The following is a 20108-nucleotide window of genomic DNA, read 5'->3' as shown; positions in this document are numbered from 1 at the left end:
TCAATTTGCTGTTCTCCGGATACAAATTGAAAAACACGCTACCTATCTCTTTTCGAGAAGGTAGCGTGTTTTTTGCATTTTGATATTTTCCAGGCAGCCGATTGCCTGTATTGAATCAAACCATTGAATCCACTACACTCAAGTCCTATTGTCTTCGCTTCACCGGAATGCGGAAGCTAACCGTTGTTCCCTGCATCGGCACACTTTCTACTTGCAGACCTTCACCGTATAGCATCAACAGCCGGCGATTGATATTTTTCATACCTACTCTACCGCCCTCACTATCCGATAATGCAAGCGACAACCGTTCCTTGGTCACACCGACGCCATTATCCGTCACTTCAATACGTATGTGGTCGTCGCTCTGGCTTACAGAAACCTTAACCACTCCGCCAGTTTCTTTTTTCATAATGCCATGGTTAATCGCATTCTCTACCAAAGGCTGTATACTAAGCGGCGGAATCATCGGCTTCAGGTCTCCCTCAAGATTCAACTCGACCTGCAGACGCTCGTTGAATCTTGCCTTCTCCAGTGCCAGGTAAGATTGAACCAGCTCCAACTCCTTGTCCAGCAAGATCAATCGGTCACGATTGCGGAAATCAAAACTGCTGCGCAAATACTGACTAAGCTCAATGAGTAAATCCATTGCCTGATACGGCTCAGTTGGGCAGAAGGCGATAATAGTATTCAAAGCATTATATAGAAAATGCGGCTTAATCTGGGCCTGAAGGAAAGCCAACTCAGATTGAATCGCCGTTCGCACCGATTGACGCAGCTCTAGGAGTGTGCGCACTCTCGCTTTTAGCTCTCCGGCGTCCACCGGCTTGCTCAAATAATCATTAATTCCCGCCTCAAACCCAATCCGGATATCCTCCGGCCGGCTTCGGGCCGTTAACAGAAGCACCGGCAGCTCTGACAACATGAACCGTTCACGAATGGAACGGCTAAGCTCCAGCCCTGACATGCCCGGCATCATCCAGTCTGTGATGACGAGATCAAAAGACTGCGCGCCGCTCAAGGCTGCCAGCGCTTCCTCCCCCCCGCTAAACGCGGCTACCTCATAATGTTCAACCTCCAGCAAGTTAATCAGCACCTGCAAATTGACGGGGTCATCGTCGACAACCATTACCCGGTATTCAGCGTCCTTAGTCTCCCTCTCCCGGCTTGCCCGCCGTTCCTGCGCTTCTACGGACCGAATGGATACACCAGCGGATTCCATCGATTCAACAAGCTTCGTTGGCTTGTCCGAAACGACTGGCACTGGCAGCGAAACTGTCTTCGCGGAAGGCAGGTACACAATGAATCGTGAGCCTTGGCCCGGCACAGATTCCACCCTGATTCGCCCATCGCTCAGTTCGACTAGCTTTTTGGTAATGGAGAGTCCAAGCCCCGTCCCCGCATAATCGCGATGAACCGCATCTCCACCCTGATCAAATGCATCAAAGATCGTCTCCAGCCGCTCCGCTTCAATCCCTATGCCGGTATCCTCTATTATTATTACGACATTGTCTCCTTCAGCATGTGACGAAAGCGTAATTTGCCCTTTGCTCGTAAACTTCGCAGCATTGCCTAGCAGATTGTACAGGATCTGTCTCAGCCGATCCTCATCGGTATCCAGCAAAGGCAGCTGATCTGGCCACTGCTGTACGAGTTTCACCGGTTTTCTTTTGAGCAGATAAGGAATCACTTCCACTACGGATTGGGCCACAGAGGGCAGGTCTACAGACCGCCTGTGCAGCGTGATCTCTCCGTTCTTTAACTTGGAAAAATCCAAAATATCATTAATCAGCGAGGAAAGCTGCTTGCCCGTCGCCACAATCATTGCCAGGTTCTCGGCCTGTTTCTCGCTGTCAGCATTCCCGGCAGCACTCTCCAGCATAGACTCCGCGATGTTGATCATGCCATGCAGTGGTGTACGCAGCTCATGGGACGTATTGGCCATAAATTCGTCTTTGAGCCCATCCAGCGTGAGCAGCTTGCTTGACAGCGCCTCGACTTCCCGGACCGATTCCGCAAATCTTCTGGCAAACATCAGTGCCTGTGCAGCAACGAAGATCAGCATTTCAAAAGGAATGAGGACTTGATCGTCATACATCCCCAGAACTTGCATCGTGCTGATCGCAACAATCGCAAAAATACTTTGCATACTCATGATCATATAGAAAGCATCCGCTTTGTGCGTCCGAATCGAATTGGCCATAATGTACATCACAAACAGCAGCATCGAAAAGCCGAGCCCGATCATCTGAATATCCCATTTGAAAAACGTCTTCATGGGCAGCACCAGCGCTGAAAATACCACGACCGCCATAAGCCAGTGCGCACCCTGCACAATTCTTTTATGAATCGCCTGGGGATTTAGCTCAAACGCAGATAGCAGCAGAAAATAGTAGCCGAGTGTGGAGCAGATGGGCTGTATTTTCATCAAAACCGTGTAAGGTAATGACGGAATAAGCATCTCCAATAACTTCTCCCCGTGTGTCATCATATAGAGAATCACGGAGAGGCAAAATAGCCCCAGATATAGCGTAGAGCGCTCTTGTTTTCGTAACCGGTATATAATCAGAAAATAGGCAGCGGGTACAAAAAAACCAGCGATCAGTACGCCATCCTTAAAGACGCTGCGCTCTCTTACACCTAAGACATCGTTCTGCTCTCCGAACAGCAGCGGATAGATCATTCCCCCTGAAGCGTACAGCGCATTAGATACCTGGACAACAATTTCGGACGTGCCCCCTGATAACGTGAAAAAGCTTGCATAAGGAACGTTGCCTTGCCGGTCCTCGCTTTCCTCCGAAGCCGGAGCTCCGCTAGCCCCAATCTCTACTCCGTTAACAAAAATGCGGTTCGCCATTCGGATATTGGAGGTTCGGATGCCGTACATCCCCTCCTGATGATCATCTAATTGCAGTCTCAGACGATAAGTGGCATACCCGGTAGACTGCATAACTCCCTGCTCCTCAAGATGACGATTCCAACTTCCCGGAACCTCGATGATGTCTTCATCTGAAGCAGCGGTACGGAGTTCATCAGGCGTCAGCAGCTCATTCCAAAAGAATGACCACTCGCCCGTCAATTCTACGTTACCGTTTTTTTTAAAATCCCAGTCTCTTAAATCCAGATATCCTGCCTTCGCATTGAGCTTGGTACCGGCCCCGGCCAACGAGAATTGAACCAGAAAATATCCTAACAAACTTATACCCAGCAGCAACAATGCAACTTTATAGACTATGCCTTTATCCATGTAGCAAGCTCCCGCACAGTAAAATAAACTATCGACTAATCTTATAATATTGTATCCCAGCACTACTGAATAAGGTAGAAATTTTCTTCTGTGGCTTCTAAAATAAAAGATATGTAATTGTGGATTTATTCGAATGTAAAGAGAAGGAGAGTCATACCCTTGAAAGATAACTTACACCCCGGCATTGCCACGCTTTACGAGAATCGGCTGCTTCGCACGGAGCTGGAATGCGAGCGGTTTGACCGTGCGCTGGAGGGCCTTGCAGGGGATACAGAGGATAGAATCATACATGAAATTTTCAAAGTGTTTGATGATGAAACAGAGCAAGAGGAAGTCATGTTCAGCCTTGTTCATTTTGTGGAGAGCTACCAGACGGAGATGTATTTAACCCAGCTGCTGGAGTCGCTGCCTGCCATGCTGGAACCGGCCCGGGATTGGGCGATTGTGCTGAATAAAAGAATCTTAAAGGACGACTTCTGCCGTAGCGAATACGCCGATATTGCCGCAAGGATGTCCCCACAGGTCAAAACGGTGCTGTCTTTTTTGCTGGAGGAAATCAAAGAAGACCGCCCCAAGTTATTCGAGCGGCATGTGAACGAGATTCTGGGGAAAATCACCCGCTCCGGATAGAGCGGGTGATTTCCCTTTCAGGAATTACTTATAAAAAAATATAATGCGAAGCTGACGATGTACAGAACAAAACTCGATAACATATACTTCGTCGATTTGCTTTTCATCTCAAACGCTTTGCCTAAACCACTTGTCAAAACCCGACCTATGAACAAACATAAAGCTGTCGCCAATGAAAGAATTGAAATGATAAACACTATTTGTTCCATATTAAATCCCCCTTAGTAAATGCGAGATTTTCTTGAGTATAAATACAAACCTTGTGTAGAGATTGCTACATAAGCTGCTAGTATCACCGCTCCCCATAACTGTAGTTTCTCAGAGGAGTAGACGAACGTTGAATCATAGAACCGAATACTTAATCGATAGATATACGAGAACGGGAAGTAGATAGAGATATCAGCTCCGAGCAGCATTGTTGTTAAAAATATGGAAACCAACCCAGCAATCATTACACCAATTATGCTTTTTGACGTAATCGCTAATAAAGCAGCTACTGGAATAATTAGTAAACTCAATGTTGAAAACATCGAGGAAGCTAACAAATATGAACCTGATTGATACAAGCTCACGCCCTCCCCAAAAACTATCCATTGGGTACCCAGCAACACCAGATGGTTCAGCAAAGATAATAAGAAAAGTAGAATAAATGTGGAGATCATTTTGGATAGGATGAGTTTAAAGGTGTGGAAAGGATACGAGACCCAATTCAACATGGTCTTGTTTTTGAATTCCGTATAAAATAAAAAACCAGTAAAAATAAAAATTATTGTCGGAAACAAAATTGCATATTGATTGAATACAAAAAAGTAATACCTATCATCTGGTATATCTTTGTTAGTAGTTAAAAGACCTATGGTATTAATCGCATAGGGAAGAAAGCTCAGAATAAAGATTATATAAACTGACTTTAAGCGTTTAAGCTTCAATAATTCATTCTTAACTAGCATACTCATGAGGCCTGCCCTCCTGATATGAGTCTAAAATAAAGATCTTCCAGGGACAGTTCGTTTACTTCAATTGAAGTAATCTCTATGTCATTCTCTTCTATAAGTTGCATGAACTCATTCCTGGGAAGCGTTGATGTAATCTCAGCATACCCCTGATCTTGATAAATAACCTGCTCAGATATCATTTGGAGAATGTGTTGATTCAAGGTATGTGATGTCAGTATTTTATATAGATGAATTGGCTGATTGCTCTTCATATTTTTTGTTTCAAATATAATTTCACCGTGATTCATTATTATTAATTCATCTGCCATAAGGTTAATTTCACTAAGAATATGACTCGATATAATTACCGTAGTTCCATTTCTAAGCACCTCGCCAATCAACATCTCCCTCACATGTTTAATGCCTAACGGATCCAAACCGTTTGTAGGCTCATCAAGAAGAAGCAACTGGGGCTTATGTGCCATCGATCTTGCAATGCCTAAACGCTGCTTCATCCCCAATGAGGTTTGTGTAAAAAGTTTATTTCTATGTTCATGCAGCCCCACAAGCTTCAACAACTCATCAACGTCATAGCATAAAGTATCCTGGCCCATATAACGCAAATGTAAATTCAAATTCTCATACAAAGTCAAATTCTCATAAAAACCTGGATATTCAATAATGCCTCCTATGTTTCGAATAGCCTCTTTACTAGCATTTTGATACAAATCATGATTATTTAGAAGGACGTATCCTGACGACGGATGAAATATACCCAGTAGCACCTTTAATAAGGTTGTTTTACCCGCACCATTGGGTCCAAGCAAACCATAAATCTTTCCTCTTTTGAAAGTTAAATTAACATTATTCAAGATATTGTTTTTTTTAATATTCACATTTAGATCTCTTATCTGCAATAAATCTGCTGGTAGTTCCGCCACAATAGTTCCCTCCCTTGTTCCTAATTACTTACTTAGGTTTTAGTATAGGGAAGTTAATTTAAAACCAGAGTACATATTGGTTTAAAAATAGTTTAAAAATTTATGATTAGGTGGAACTTTTCTTGAAAATGGTGATACTTGTTCCTTTATCACTTGTATCCCATTTATAGTCAAGATTTAACTGCTGAAGCATTATATTCACAATGGAAAGTCCAATACCAATTCCTTTGTACTGTGAAACTGCTTGAAGGCCTGGCCCTTTGTCTCTTATGATAAGGACTTCGGATTCAACAGTTTTGGAGCACTGCACATAGACATATTTGCCGGATGCAGCATGACGTATAATATTTTGAAAAAGATTATCCAGTATCCTTTTTAACCATACCTCGTCCACATCCCATACTATGGAATGCATTAATTCAACTTCAACTATAAATCCCTTTTGTTCAAAAATTGGATACCATGCTGACATTGAAGTCCTGATAATTCTACGCACATCAGTAGATTGTATATTTACCGGTAATTTCCCTGCATTAAGTAAAGTTAGCGACGAAAGATTGTCAATGAGATCGCTCAAAAAATCAACTTTATCATAGATGATTTCAAGTGATTTCGCGTCCTCCTCTGACAGTCTTGTCCGATCGATTCTAAATGCATGACCCTGGATGATTGTTAAGGGTGTTCTTAAATCGTGGGATAAGTTAGCCACTAGATTTTTGCGCAGCTCCATCTCATGCTGCTCCTTGTCCCTACTTATGTTTAACTGCTCCACCATTCGATTAAACGAATGTTCCAGTTGGCCTATCTCATCTTCTTTTTCCACGACCACAGTCTCAGGAATTCCACTCTCCCACTCCGTTTCCATGTTCTTTTGCATAACTACAAGACGCTTACGGAGCTGATTGAAAAAAAACCATGACACAAACACAAAAAACATCCAAATGATTCCCATTGCCCCAAACCATAAATAGTAATACTTATCCCGCACACTCTCCCATTGCGAACCAATAAGATGCTTGGGTACCTCTAATAGTACGTATCCCTCCGCCTGCTGCCCTTTTAGAAATCTAACAATAGTGAACAGCTCATTCTCTTTCTCTTGATCGACAAGTTCAAATGCATCGAAAATGCTCCATGAGGTCTGTTTCCATCTAGGATCAGGCTCTGACATGAATACCTGGCCATTCTCCCCTAACCAGCTTACTTGGGAATCTTTATACTGCATCGCCAATCTTAATCCAGAGATAATTTCAGCTTCAGGAAGCCCCTGAAGCCTATCTACTACGTTTATCCACTCGCTTTTTAGTTCTTTAGGGTCATAGTAGGTCTGCTGAGGATGAACTATTATCTTAGTTAATGTGAAATAATAAAGAAAATTAACTCCTATAAAAGATACTGGAAGAATAAACATTGACATGACAATGATAATTAAATATTTGGTCGACAGTTTCACTGCTTCACCCTGTAACCGATTCCACGAATAGTCTCTATGATTTCTGGGTTCTGAGGGTCCTTTTCGATTCTCTGCCTTAAATAGCGAATATGTACCATTAACGTCTTATCACCTTCAAAGTACTCTTGATTCCAGATGTATTCATATATTTGTTCTTTCGTTAAAATTTGATTAGGATGTTTGAGAAAATGATGAAATATTTTATGCTGCTTTTCTGTCAAAATAATTTCTTCATTTGTTTCCGTATTGAGGATACGATTGACTTTCAAATCAATCTCAAGATGCTTTAATTGAATGATCTCCTTTTTAATTTTGTCAAATCTTCTAAGTAGGATCTCAATTCTCGCAGCAAGTTCATCCGGATGAAAAGGCTTGGTTATAAAATCCTCCGCATATTCAAGCCCTTTAAGTTTATCCTCAATTGCTGTTCTGGCTGAGAGGAATACAATTGGAAGATCTGGATTTGATAGTTTAATCCGTTGCCCAATCGTAAATCCATCCAGGCCCGGCATCATAATATCTAAAATAACAATATCTGTAGTTTTGATATAATCAAGGTACTTATCTGGGCAAGTCAACCATGTCAGAGTATATCCTCTATTCTGTAGATCGCGTGCAACAAGATCCCCTACTTCAATATCGTCTTCAATATATAAAATGCGATTCTTCACATTTTCGCCCCTCTTATTAGATTTAATATAACCCCGGCTTTCTTTTCATATATTTTACATCACAGTTGCATAATTGGAAATGTTTGCTTTAAAGGTATCTTTGCTTAATGAATATTAAATTGTATTTTTAATACTTAAACATCTTGCCAAAAGTAAAACCTCCAGGCAACGAAGCGGCTTGGAGGCTTTACTTTTGTAAACAGCATCAGTCTAAAAGTAATAAAGATGGCAATTCACCATCTTGAAGACGGAGCATGGTATACAGTTGTCCTGTCTTCCCCAACATTAAACCGATACTTGATCTATCATGAGCCACGCCGTTATGCCATTCTTCTCTCGATATTTCTGTTTTGAAGTTAATAGACCAGCGATTAATTGCCTTACTGATTAAATCATCATGTGCCTGACCAAAAGGAGTCTTGAGAACCTCTAATAAAATGTCCAGATTCCCCATTGTTCCATGGCATAAAGAATTCCCTTGATTATGATAATCTCCATTCTTCAATGTCTCATCCAGTGCTTCTTCTAGATAATCAACCTGAATTCGGTTGCCCATGTTCTGATTTATTTTAGCCCGCCCCAATAAAATCCCTGCAGAGCCATGACACCAAAGAGGAGAGGAGAACTGCTTTCCATCAGTACGGTTATCTCTCCAGCTCTTCATAACATTATCGAATAAAGTGTCCTCATATCGAAGTGCACTCTCTATCAATCCAGGTAGTTCGTATTTATCCTCACAAATAGTATTGAATTCAGATAACGCATAACAAATACCTGTAATTCCATGAGAGAATCCAGATAGAATACGATTATCCACAATATCCGAGGACCAATAATAGCCTAATGTATCCTTTTGGATATTCTCACAAATAACTGCATACACAATGTGTGCAGCTTCCTCAACTTCTTTCATACCTGTAGCCCTATAAATATTCGTCAAGAGTTTTAATGTTCCAGAAAGTCCACCAATAAAATCAAGTTTGCTGCAAGTATCCGCTTCATTTATTATCTTCTGAGAAAAAGTACGATATCGGGAGGCTGCCCTATCCTCGTCTATTAATTGTTTAGTTCTCAACTGTTCCACATAATAAATATAAGAGCTTACCCCATAATAAGCAGACAAATCATTTTTATACATACTTTTCTCAAGGATATACTCTACAGTTGAGGTCACCTTATCAATAAGACTTTTTACAGAGGGATGCCTAAATTGTTTGTGATAAGCCGCAAGATATATACCTATTCCACTTAGTCCATCATATAAACCAAAACTAACAGGTCCTGATACCATTTTTCCGTCAAGGCTTAATGATAAGGATAACCACTGAGCATGATTATTTAAAGGAATACATTCATTGACTAGCTTCCTTGTTTCTTTCTCAACCCAGTGATTCGCCACCTCTAGCGAAATTCCATTTTCTCTTTCATCATTTAGAATTTCAATATCAAGGTTTGCTAAAGTTGCGCTCAAAGACATATTGATCAAGCCTTCTTGGTAATGCATATCTTCCTCAGATAAGTTCTTGATTCTATTTATAGCTTCTCTCTTGGGACTGCATATCAATAGATTATTGCCAACTTTTTGACCTGTGCTGCTGTAGATTGAACAAGAATCATAAAAGGTATAAAAGTAAGGGACATCTCCATAAAGTAGGTCCTCAATTTCATAAGAAGTAACTTCCCTGAAATTTTCGAACGCAGCATATGAATCCCTAAAAAAGGATAGTATTCGTGATCTTTCGGTGCCCTCAGCCAGATATAAAGGATTGAGAAGTGATTTCAAAAATTGTGCATAGACATAAGTAGGCCTTACAATCATTCGAATGGGGAAGCTAGGGTAATCATTAATTAAGTCAAGCCAAAAATTAGAATTTGCTTGGACCGCTGTATAAACTTCCTTAAATCCTTCGATAAATTCCCTCTCATAAGCGAATATTTCAAGAATACCTTCAGCTTCACTAAGAAAAGGGAGATTCTTGGCTCTGCCCATTTTTACGATTGACTTCTTCACAGATATCTTGTCAGTACCAATGTTCTCCACTGCTTCAGTCTCGATCTCTTGATTTTCAATATTGGCAGTTCCTCCGATTAAAAGGCTACTTTGTTCCTCAGAAGAAGTTGTATTAGCAAAAAAAGTAGATTTATAAATTGTTTGTCTTATAAAATCAGATACTTCGACTTCAACACTTTTTTCTTCGCTCCCTGTAAAATCAAATGTTCCTTGAAACAAGGTCTCTAAATCAATCAAAACCGGTTTAGCTCCATGAGCTATAATGTTTTCATAATGAAAATCTGAGCCACCAAATATATAAATGAAACCAAGATGCATCCCCAATTCATAATAATAAGAACTAATTTCATCTATATTTAGACATGGCATCTCCTCAATAAATTCCTGCCATCCATAATGGTCTCTGTTAAGTGATTGGGCTACCTTTAAAGTCGTCTTATAGCTATTATTGAAATATTGAATTATTTCTTCATAAAATACATCTGATTTTAAAGATCTAGGCTTATAAATGATTGCACCAAAATCGCAGGTAATATGCGCAACACTCTTACCTTGACAGTGTGCATCCCCAATATCAATATTTATGGACTTAAGTGAACCTAAGTTTCTATTGAAAGCATCTATTATATGTTCGTAATCAGCTTCGTAATGATTGACAACGCTTATGGAATACTGCAAGAAGTTATTGGACATGGACTGCATTAGTTCTTGAAGAACCGGATATTTATTCATAATATTGTGTATAAAGGAAGCATCCTTTAACCGATCATTGTATTTATTGTAATAATAAGAGTCATTGTTTTCGATAAACTCATCAAAATTTTGATGGAACTCATAAATCATTGTTTTCGTTGCCAAAGTATACATGTTTTTTTTATAATTCATCATCAAAGAATGAAACAAGCTTATCTTATCAATATGTAAAGCATCGATGGCTTCCAATTCTTTTTTAAGCCTATCCCCAAAGACCGTTAAAAAGTATTCAAAAAAAGGTACAAAATAATCATTTTCATTAAAGTACTCTTTATTGTTTCCCATAAATTTCACACCCCAGTGTAAAGCAAACGGGTGCATGATTGCACCCGTTTGACTTATAAGTATATTTCAGTTTACCCATTACAAGGACTTACAATAGATGCACACTTCGTTGTAGGGCACAACGCAGCAGAGATTGGAATTGTGATTGTAATCCAATTGGCCTCAGCGCCACCTGCTAGATCTTTCAACTCTTGCTCTGACACTTCTTCTAAAGCTACAAAATTCTTTTTCATAAATAATTCCTCCTTATTTAATATTAATAATTTGAGTTGTATTAACCATTGCAAGGACTTACAATAGATGCACACTTCGTTGTAGGACACACCGCAGCAGAGATTGGAATTGTGATTGTAATCCAATTTGCTTCAGCGCCACCTGCAAGATCCTTCAGCTCCTGCTCCGACACTTCTTCTAATGCCGCAAAATTCTTTTTCATGATTCTCACCTCCTTTCATGATCACTTACACATCTATCCAGTGACAGCTTTAGCAAGAGAGGCTGATTTTTTTACTTTTAATGGCGTTATTTCTCCATCTTTCAACTCATATATAGATTCATATTCACTGATTTGTTCTGTTCGATGAGTAATAGAGATAAGAGTAATTTCCATTGAGTGAAGCCTATCTAAAATGGCATGTTCGGTTTGTTTATCAAGATTGCTTGTTCCTTCATCGATCAGCAATATTTGCGGATCTTTGGCTAGTACACGAGCAATGGCAACCCGTTGACGTTGCCCGCCTGATAAACTGATCCCATTCTCTCCTATGAAAGTGTCATATCCCATGGGAAGCTTCATAATATCTTCGTGTACACAAGCATCCTTGGCCGCTTGAACAGCCTTTTCCCGTGAAATGTTTTCATTAAAATATTTAATATTATTTAGTACAGTATCATTGAATAAACTCACATCCTGTACAATAAAACCAACTTTCTCACGCAATTTATTAAGATTCATTTGACTAAGCTCGTAGTCACCGTAATAAATGTCGCCACTTGTAGGCTTATACAACCCAGAGATTATTTTGAACAAAGTAGACTTCCCGCTTCCGGTCTTACCGATCAAAGATATCTTTTCATTAGGATGAATTGTTAAGCTGAGATTTGTCAGCACATTCGAGTTCAATTCGTAACTATAACTGACATTCTCAAGCCTAATGGAGTCTACCTTTGGATCAAACTCGCACTTACTTTCAATGTTTAATTCCTCATCCTCCTCCTCCAGTACCGTTTCCACTCGATCTACAATTTCCTCTACAAATTTCACAGATTCCAAGCTCCCGATTATTGAGCCAAGTGGTGCCATAAATCGCCCTGCAATAGTTGAGAATGCTACAATTGAACCTACCGAAAGCCCCAATTTGGATCCTAACCCTACTCCTATAACTAAAATCAACAGCGGAAGAGATAGATTTACTGAATTGGAGACGCCCCCAAGCACAGATGAAACTTTCATTCTTTTGGAGAACTGTTCAATTTGTTTATAGAACAAATCGTTCAACTGCTTCTCAATAGATCCTGTGTCTCCTATAGTTTTGATAAAAGTCATTGATCTAAGAATTTCAAGCAACTGACTTTGAAAGAGGGTTTGGCTATTCACTTCCTGCTTCGTATAGACCTCAATTTTGGGAAGAAGCCATTTAGTTGCCACAATTTGTATAAATGCTCCTATGAATACAATCCCCGCCAATACAGGAGAGTAGTAGATCATAACGAAGCAAAATACAAGCAACAAACTGACATCCAGTACAAGTGTCGATGCAAGCCTGGACACAATCTCGCGAATAACAGCGATATTATTAATTCGTGTAGAAATGTCACCTGACGAATTGACCTCAAAAAATTTCATTGGAACTGAAAACATTTTCTTTACGAACTGATCCGTAAGGCTCTTATTTAGCTGCACTTGAAGTTTAATGATCATGCTCATTCTGACTAAAGAGAGAAAGAAAACAAGAAAAATTGAAAGTAGGACCATCAACGATATAAAGCGTATCGGAATTTGTTCTGAACTATTATTCATAAAGGAATCGATTACGTACTGAGTCATAAAAGGTGTAACTAAATTTATACCCTGGAATATAAAAGACAAAAGAACGATAGCACCAAGCATTTTCTTTTCTTGAAACAGGTACTTTCCAATCTTAGAGATCATTTTTTTATCTGCAATGTCATTACGATTATCTTTCTCGGCAAAATAATTCTCGCTTTTCTTAAGATCCACAACCACACCGCTGTAAGAATCATTGAATGTCTTCATATCCAAAGCAATTCTTCCTAAGGCTGGATCAATTATTGTAGCTAGTCCATTTTTCATTTGCTCAAGAATTACAAAATGATTTTTGTTCCAATGAATCATAAGAGGGTAGGACAGCTCCGTTTGTTCCTCAAGATTACCCACTTTATAGCCCTTTAAGTCATAGCCATATTTACGAGAGATTTCTTTAAGAAACATCAGATCAGTTCCATCACGGCCTATCAGACTTCTTTCAGACTTCAACTTTTTTATGTTTACTCTTATTCCCTCTTCATAGCTGATGATCATAGCAATACAGACAATGCCACAGTCATATTTGCTTTTCTGAAGTATGACTGGAACTTTTTTTCTGCTTGTACGCATCCCTCACACCTTCTTAATTTTTTTCCCCAAGTGTCAAACTCAAAATGTTCGGTATACGCTTATCACAGGCAAATAAAATACCGTACACTACACCAGCAAGTCCCACCATTAGGTTAGGTGTTTCAATATTCTTACCTACACCACACTTATAACCTTCTGTCTCGGCATTCCTAATACTTTCTAAAAGCAAATTCTGACCAATTTGAACATAATTGGCTTGATTGGTTTCTCTACCATACTCGATTAAAATCATCGCATTCCCAATGTCACCATGACAAAGGCTATGCTCTCGACCAAACCCATCATAAAATAAGTTATGGATAGCTTGGTCTAAATCAGTTTGTGCCTGAGTCGATATTCCGAAATCAGTAGATTTAGTTAAAATAAGTCTGCTAATTACAATTCCTGGAGCTCCATGACACCAAGCAGATGAAGAAGCTTCTTTGATCGGCTTTCGGAAATCTATCCAGTTTTGTTCGACCATGCTTTGATTTTCAAACTTCATTCCTTTTCGAATGATCTCTGTCACTTCCGAGCTCTCCTCATACTGATTGAGTAGTGACAGTGCGAATATAATTCCTGCATTACCATGTGAAAATCCAGTCAACGGCTTTTGAGCAATTCCGATCCACGAGATCTCGTCAGGTTTAACCAAGAACACATTGTTGGTAATATGCTCTCTGCACTCCATAGCAATCTTCAAAAACAAATCATCCTTAACCAATTCAAAAGACCTCACCAGCACAGCTATAGCTCCGGCAGCTCCACCTATGATATCGAATTCCTTATCGTGTCTTAGGAGCTTTGGAATGAGAGTAGCAACCGTTAGAGCCTGCTCTTTATAAACATCTTTATTTGTAAATTGATAATAATTCATGAGAGTGTAGACAACAGAAGATACACCTGTGAATGCACCGACTGAAATGTAACTCTCAGCCCCTTCATCTATAGCAACATTTAAGAATCTTGGAACAATATCATGAAGTAGCGTCTCGCCAATATTTAAATATTTATTTTTTCCTGTTGCGATCCAAAGAGCTAGATAAGTCATAGCCATACCAGAAAGACCATCATATAGCGTATCTCCCATAGCAGCTATGTTCCATTGGATTTCTTCAACCCCAAGTGGGGTCGAGTTCAACCAGCAGTAATTAGTTCTTCCATCTTTCGTTCCTTCATAGGCTTGAGCATAGATATAATCTGCTAACTCCTCCGCTTTGCTGATTAAGAATAGTTGGGATTGGAAAGCAGAAGCATAGTCCTCTGATTTCTTAGGAATAAATTGTTTCAATACCTCTTGTCTCTCATCCTGTGTCGCAAGCATTGATAGTTCGATTACCTTCAATTGGAATTCAAGGTCTTCCTGGCTCATCGATGTTATCTTTTGCCTTACAGTTTCAAACGGAGTCCGATTAAAATAACCCTCAATTACCCTGTTACGAGAAGTAAGTAAATTATTTGAATAAATGTTCATTTTGAAATATGGAATATCATTATTAATTAAATCTCTAAATTCATGCTTAGCTATATGGAGATAGCTTTCGTCATACTTGGCTTCTTCCCATATCTTTGCAATGAATACTTCTCTATCTATAGCGTTATGCTGAAACCTTGGATGAAAGCTAAGTTCAAGCAACGAAGAATATTTAGCCGTTGGTTTTGGAATAAATCTGACATAGATTTCATCATCAAACTTATGAATTATTCCTAGAATTTCATTAGCCTTTTCCTTTATAACTTGATATGTTGTAGCAAAACCATCCTTTATTTGTTGTATATAGTCTTGAGCATAGACATAATTCCCATCTAGTTTGGGATGGTTCGATGTATCGTCCGTAGTTAAATACTCTCTTTCAATCTTCATTCCATCGGTGTTCAAGTTCTTAATTTGAGGAACTTTTATAAATGATTGGACCTTTCCTTTACGCCCAATTCCGCTTACATCAACTTGACTGTCCCCGAAGAAGAACGGGAGTAATCCTATTGATCGTACGGATAAAAAAAGCTGTTGCTCTGCTTTGTTAAATGCATCCTCATTTTTATGATTTTTCATATTTTCGTATGGGATATGAAATAAAGATTCCAAATCGATAAGTACAGGATTACTTCCGTTTGCAATAATATTTTCGGAATGAAAATCCACTGCGTTCAGAACATGTAATAGGGCTATCTGACTGCCCATACGGGTATAAAATTGTGTAATATCTTCCTCACAGAGGCATTCTTCATATTTGATATATTGCGCCCACCCGTAATTCTTTCTGCTTATAACATTAGGTGAAATAATATTATATTTTTCTTCATCAATATGTTGATTTAAATATTCAACGATACCTTGATATAAAAGATCAATATTTAAACTTCGTGGCTTGTAGATTAGAATATCTTCTCCTAATAAGACCTTTGCGACCTTCCGTCCATCCGAATGGGAATCTCCTAATCCAAGCCCAATCAGAGTAATCAATGTTTGTTTGCTTTCCTTATTAAGAAATTTCTCAATCTCTGATTTATCTTTAACGAATCTACTTAAGAGTTCGATAAGTGTTTTTTTAGTCTTTCTAATTTCATTTGCAATATTTCTAAGCAAACCTGGGTAAACATTAAAGAAATTAATAATATAATCATTATCATCCAGCAAAACACGGTTATAATAATCATATTTTTCTTCTTTTGTTTCTCCCAGCAGTGCATTATTTTCTCGATTCACATTAATGTCTAACACCAAGGTTCTATATGACAATTTTAAAATTTGCTGCTGAAACTGAATGGAAATATCGGTTAGAAATGCTTGCTCGTCATGTATGCTTTTCTTTGCCAAACGGTATAATTTGGCTTCGATTAGAGTATTAATAAAATATCCAGCAGCCTTTAGAGCAAAAGTATGAAACATAACATTTCCATTTCGTTTTGAATAGTCAATCTCCTGGTTAGCAATACGGTCTCTAATATCCTCAAATACCTTTAAAGTCATGTAAGATTTATATTCTTTAGTTTCATATAAATTTCGAACCTCTTGGACTGAGTTGAAGCCTAAGATGTGATTAATACTCTCTTCTGCTAATTGAGAATCACCCTTGTATACCATCTCAATATTTCTGTCCAAGAATAATTCCTGCTCCCAAAGACCGCTCGCCTTTTTTTCTCTGCTTAGCAAAATATTTGTATTATTACCCATTAGTTTGTCACTCCTTATGACGGAAAGAGAGGACCCATATCCCCTCTCTCCCGAAAGCCCTATTTACAACGGATAAATAAGTAATTATCAACTATGCCAGCGCTTAATTAGCACCAGCATGTAAGCGTAGGACAAATACTACACTCCCAAGTCAAAGTACAGTATTTACCATCATTACCTTTAGATATGCCTCTTTGTTCAGCACCACCACGAACTGCCTTCATAGAGATCTCTTCCATCTCTTCTGACAGGTCACCAGCTAATGAATACAATCTTTCTTCCATTTAATATCACCTCCCTTAATAATAAGGGTACTGCATATGGATATATTTGTAATCGAAAAGGTGGGTTCGTAATACCGCAAACATTTTTGCGTGATCCTGCAGCAGTTATAGTTACTTTGTAACGAAAAAAAACCCATGCTAGAATACAGCATGGGTTTTGGGAGTTATTATATCTTCACATAAATTTCAACGTTATTAATGAATATTTATTAGCTTTCATAATAGCCTCAGCCCTTGAGCGGACTTTTAATTTATTAAAAATGCCAGTCAAAATATATTCTATCGATCTTTGGCTGTATAAGAATTTCTCGGCAATTTCTCTATTGGTCATTCCTTCTGCAACTGCAGCAAGTATAGCCTGTTCTCTCTCATTTAAAGTAACATCTGTAGGCTCCAGACCAGCACTCATGCTTGATTTAGTTTCTAGTCGTCGCAATCGTCTAAAAAGACTAGTAGGGATAACTGTTTCTCCACGAAGAACACATTGTATAGAAGATAATATTTGTTCCGAAGTAGAGGCTTTACTAATAAAACCACAAACCCCTGTCTCAACAAGTAAATTAAAATGAGAAGAAATGTCAAACCCAGTATAAATTAAAATTTTTTTATCAGGATAAAGTTCTAATATTTGTTTTGAAAGCTCCAGACCATTTACATCAGGCATATATAGATCTAACAGAATAATATCATAACTATTGATTTGCACATGATTCATAACTTCAGTACTACAGTAAAGATTGGTAACTCTAAATTCCCCCGTATTCTCCAATAATCCTTTTGTCCCTTGCGCTACAGCTATATGGTCTTCTACTAATAATACATTTACCATGCCAGCCCCCTGTCTTTAATAGCTCTGCCCAATTTCAATGACAACCCTAGCCAATAAACCCTCATTTTTAGAGGAAGAAATTATTATTTCCCCACCAATGCTCCTTACTCTTTCCTTTATTCCTGTGATACCTAAGTGCTTTTTTTTATCAATATTTGAGCTCAAATCAACACCGACACCATCGTCTTCGTATAGAAGAATCAATTGGTCACATTTAAGTAACAACGATATAATTATACAATCTGCTTGAGAATGCTTGACTGCATTATTCAGAAGTTCCTGAATCACCCTATAGATATTCAGTGTAACCTCTTGATTTATTAGTTCATTATTTTCAACACAATGAATAAAATCAATTAAAAGCCCTTGGTTCCCTTGATATCGTTCTATTAGGGCAGCTATGGATTCAACTATTCCCATCTCCGTTAGGAATGGTGGCCTTAGATCATAACATACCTCTCTCGTATAACGGATAGCTTCTAGCAGCCTATGATTGAGAAAATCAAGATTCTGATCATTTGCTACCAAGGGTTCAAGCTCTCTGTACATAAAGATCAATTCCTGAAGAATAGAATCATGAATGTCTATGGAAAGCCGCTTCCGCTCTTCCTCCGATATTGAAGTCAGTACCTTGAAACTCATGAAAGAGGTATTACTCCCAGACCAATCACTACTAATCTCAGCAAGTATATCTTGCATATACATGAAACATTGGAGCAGAATATTAGTATATAACGCAATTGTTTTAAGCCACGTTTTATCATCATTATCTAAACTAGGTTTACCTTTCTTCTGCTCGATATAAAGATACTTATACATATGTGTACTCTTATTGATTACAAGAAAGTACCCTCTCAAACCTTTAATAATGTGCCCAATTTGGAGTTGATTCATGTCGGTAGCGACTTTCAGATTATTAATTTCACTACTAAGTTCAAAATCTGCAGATAAAAACTCCTGATTTCTTCGACAATAACTAATTTGTCTAACATAATCAATAGAAAGTACCGATTGAACTTCTCTTATTAGTAAGCTTATTAGTTCTTCTTTATTGTTACTCTTTCTTCCCAATTCAGAATAATTCAATAGACTCTCTTGAAATCTCATTTTTTTGCTAAAAATCCTGTTTTCCACTTTGCAATCATATTCTCTTTTGAAGCTTAAGAAGACTACGGTTAGAAAAGAACAGATAATAAAAATTCGCAATTGTTGAATAAATGTAAAATCATCCGTAACACAAAAATGAATCATGGTCAAAATACCCAATGAAGGAAAAACCGAAATTAGGAAATAAAAAAATATACGCTTTAATTTGAATCCATAATCAACGACCTGATCATTTAGATGCAAATAAACTATCGTATACGGTATAAAAAACAGACAAACAGCAGTATATTCAGCAGGTATAATAGCCTCTCTGAACAAGATCTCAGGAAGGACATACAGTAGTAAAAAAGGTAAAAAAGAGGGGACCGTTGCGTATAAGATGGTTTTATATTTGGCCTCCCTAAGTTTAGGCCTTAAAGATTTCAGGTTGAAAATAATAATACTTATTGCAATCAGCGTCAGCAGCACAAACCCAACCAGATAATAAATTTTAGCTCGGTTTACAACATATATGACATTCGTAACTATGGATAAAATAAATACCAGTAGATACATTATAGGAATTGTTGACCGATTGAAAACTTTATCACTGGCATTTAGTTTAGCTGCGTCTAAATAATGAAGTAGCATCACTGGACATAGAAGCAATGAGGTACTGGTAATTATTGTTCCGATAAAGATGTCTCGCGCCGAGACCCCTGCACTCAAATAACTTAGACTAATTATCATAAAAAAAAGAGTCGGGAATCTTGTTCTCTTCTTTGACCTCAGTAACATGTAAAGAGATAAAACCGCATTAGTAACAAAAAAAATAACAGGAAAGAACAAATTGAATAAATACTTTGCAGTTACATCTTGATGATTAATGTCGAATACAACTTTCTCATTTCCCTTGATAATAGTAAGCGATTTTAATTTTTCGATTTTACGAACACCTTGAGTATGTTCCTTTTCTAAATTGGGCAGGTATAGCTTATCTCCAATATCTATAGGCTTAGTACTTGCCCAACCTGAAGGATATACTTCCGTAACCACAAATAAACCGTTATTAAGATTCCTCGCATGAATTCCAATCAAAGGATAGCTCAACATAATATGTATAAGATAACCCGAGACAAAAAAAATACTGACCATGCTGACTATCAAAGAAATCCTATAACTTTTCATACTGCC

The 20108-nt window shown here is 38.3% G+C and carries 14 protein-coding genes; 1 reads left to right on the top strand and 13 read right to left on the bottom strand.

The features are described from left to right. Positions 1-145 precede the first annotated feature (145 nt). Positions 146-3244 carry a hybrid sensor histidine kinase/response regulator gene (locus ACFRAM_RS18270; RefSeq protein WP_379467076.1) on the bottom strand — a complete coding sequence of 1033 codons (3099 nt, stop codon included), beginning with the start codon at positions 3242-3244 and terminating at the stop codon, positions 146-148. A 159-nt stretch (positions 3245-3403) separates the two neighbouring features. Here ACFRAM_RS18270 and ACFRAM_RS18265 point away from each other — a divergent pair, with 159 nt between their 5' ends. Beyond that, positions 3404-3874 (top strand): Imm30 family immunity protein, encoded by a 471-nt coding sequence (locus ACFRAM_RS18265; protein WP_379467075.1) that lies wholly within the window; start codon positions 3404-3406, stop codon positions 3872-3874. A 221-nt stretch (positions 3875-4095) separates the two neighbouring features. Here ACFRAM_RS18265 and ACFRAM_RS18260 read toward each other — a convergent pair whose 3' ends face one another. The 12 genes from ACFRAM_RS18260 to ACFRAM_RS18205 all read right to left on the bottom strand — a co-directional run bounded on the left by ACFRAM_RS18260 (position 4096) and on the right by ACFRAM_RS18205 (position 20102). Continuing rightward, positions 4096-4830, bottom strand: coding sequence for an ABC transporter permease (locus tag ACFRAM_RS18260; protein WP_379467074.1), 735 nt, complete (start codon positions 4828-4830; stop codon positions 4096-4098). Further along, complete coding sequence (locus ACFRAM_RS18255; protein ID WP_379467073.1) at positions 4827-5750, bottom strand: ABC transporter ATP-binding protein; 924 nt, start codon at positions 5748-5750, stop codon at positions 4827-4829. Before ACFRAM_RS18255 ends, ACFRAM_RS18260 begins: the two co-directional genes overlap by 4 nt. A 106-nt stretch (positions 5751-5856) precedes the next feature. After that, positions 5857-7203, bottom strand: a complete 1347-nt coding sequence (locus ACFRAM_RS18250; RefSeq protein ID WP_379467072.1) for a HAMP domain-containing sensor histidine kinase — start codon at positions 7201-7203, stop codon at positions 5857-5859. After that, a complete protein-coding gene (locus ACFRAM_RS18245; protein WP_379467071.1) occupies positions 7200-7874 on the bottom strand; it encodes a response regulator transcription factor in 675 nt (224 codons plus the stop codon). The genes ACFRAM_RS18250 and ACFRAM_RS18245 overlap by 4 nt, the downstream gene beginning before the upstream one ends. Before the next feature lie 205 nt (positions 7875-8079). Continuing rightward, positions 8080-10923, bottom strand: coding sequence for a type 2 lanthipeptide synthetase LanM family protein (locus ACFRAM_RS18240; RefSeq protein ID WP_379467070.1), 2844 nt, complete (start codon positions 10921-10923; stop codon positions 8080-8082). A gap of 71 nt (positions 10924-10994) precedes the next feature. After that, positions 10995-11156, bottom strand: a complete 162-nt coding sequence (locus ACFRAM_RS18235; RefSeq protein WP_379467069.1) for a class II lanthipeptide, LchA2/BrtA2 family — start codon at positions 11154-11156, stop codon at positions 10995-10997. A 41-nt stretch (positions 11157-11197) separates the two neighbouring features. After that, complete coding sequence (locus ACFRAM_RS18230) at positions 11198-11359, bottom strand: class II lanthipeptide, LchA2/BrtA2 family (protein ID WP_379467068.1); 162 nt, start codon at positions 11357-11359, stop codon at positions 11198-11200. 33 nt (positions 11360-11392) lie between these two features. Further along, complete coding sequence (locus ACFRAM_RS18225) at positions 11393-13540, bottom strand: peptidase domain-containing ABC transporter (protein WP_379467067.1); 2148 nt, start codon at positions 13538-13540, stop codon at positions 11393-11395. A gap of 13 nt (positions 13541-13553) precedes the next feature. After that, the gene (locus ACFRAM_RS18220) at positions 13554-16715 is read right to left on the bottom strand and encodes a type 2 lanthipeptide synthetase LanM family protein (protein WP_379467066.1); all 3162 of its coding nucleotides are present in this window, start codon (positions 16713-16715) and stop codon (positions 13554-13556) included. Between the two features lie 107 nt (positions 16716-16822). Next, positions 16823-16999, bottom strand: coding sequence for a plantaricin C family lantibiotic (locus ACFRAM_RS18215; RefSeq protein ID WP_379467065.1), 177 nt, complete (start codon positions 16997-16999; stop codon positions 16823-16825). Positions 17000-17174: 175 nt separating this feature from the next. Next, the gene (locus ACFRAM_RS18210) at positions 17175-17828 is read right to left on the bottom strand and encodes a response regulator (protein ID WP_379467064.1); all 654 of its coding nucleotides are present in this window, start codon (positions 17826-17828) and stop codon (positions 17175-17177) included. A gap of 15 nt (positions 17829-17843) precedes the next feature. Beyond that, positions 17844-20102 (bottom strand): sensor histidine kinase, encoded by a 2259-nt coding sequence (locus tag ACFRAM_RS18205; RefSeq protein ID WP_379467183.1) that lies wholly within the window; start codon positions 20100-20102, stop codon positions 17844-17846. Positions 20103-20108 lie beyond the last annotated feature (6 nt).

Source organism: Paenibacillus sp. NPDC056722 (assembly GCF_042790635.1).
GTDB lineage: Bacteria > Bacillota > Bacilli > Paenibacillales > Paenibacillaceae > Paenibacillus_AQ > Paenibacillus_AQ agri.
This window is presented reverse-complemented; position numbering and strand designations above follow the sequence as displayed.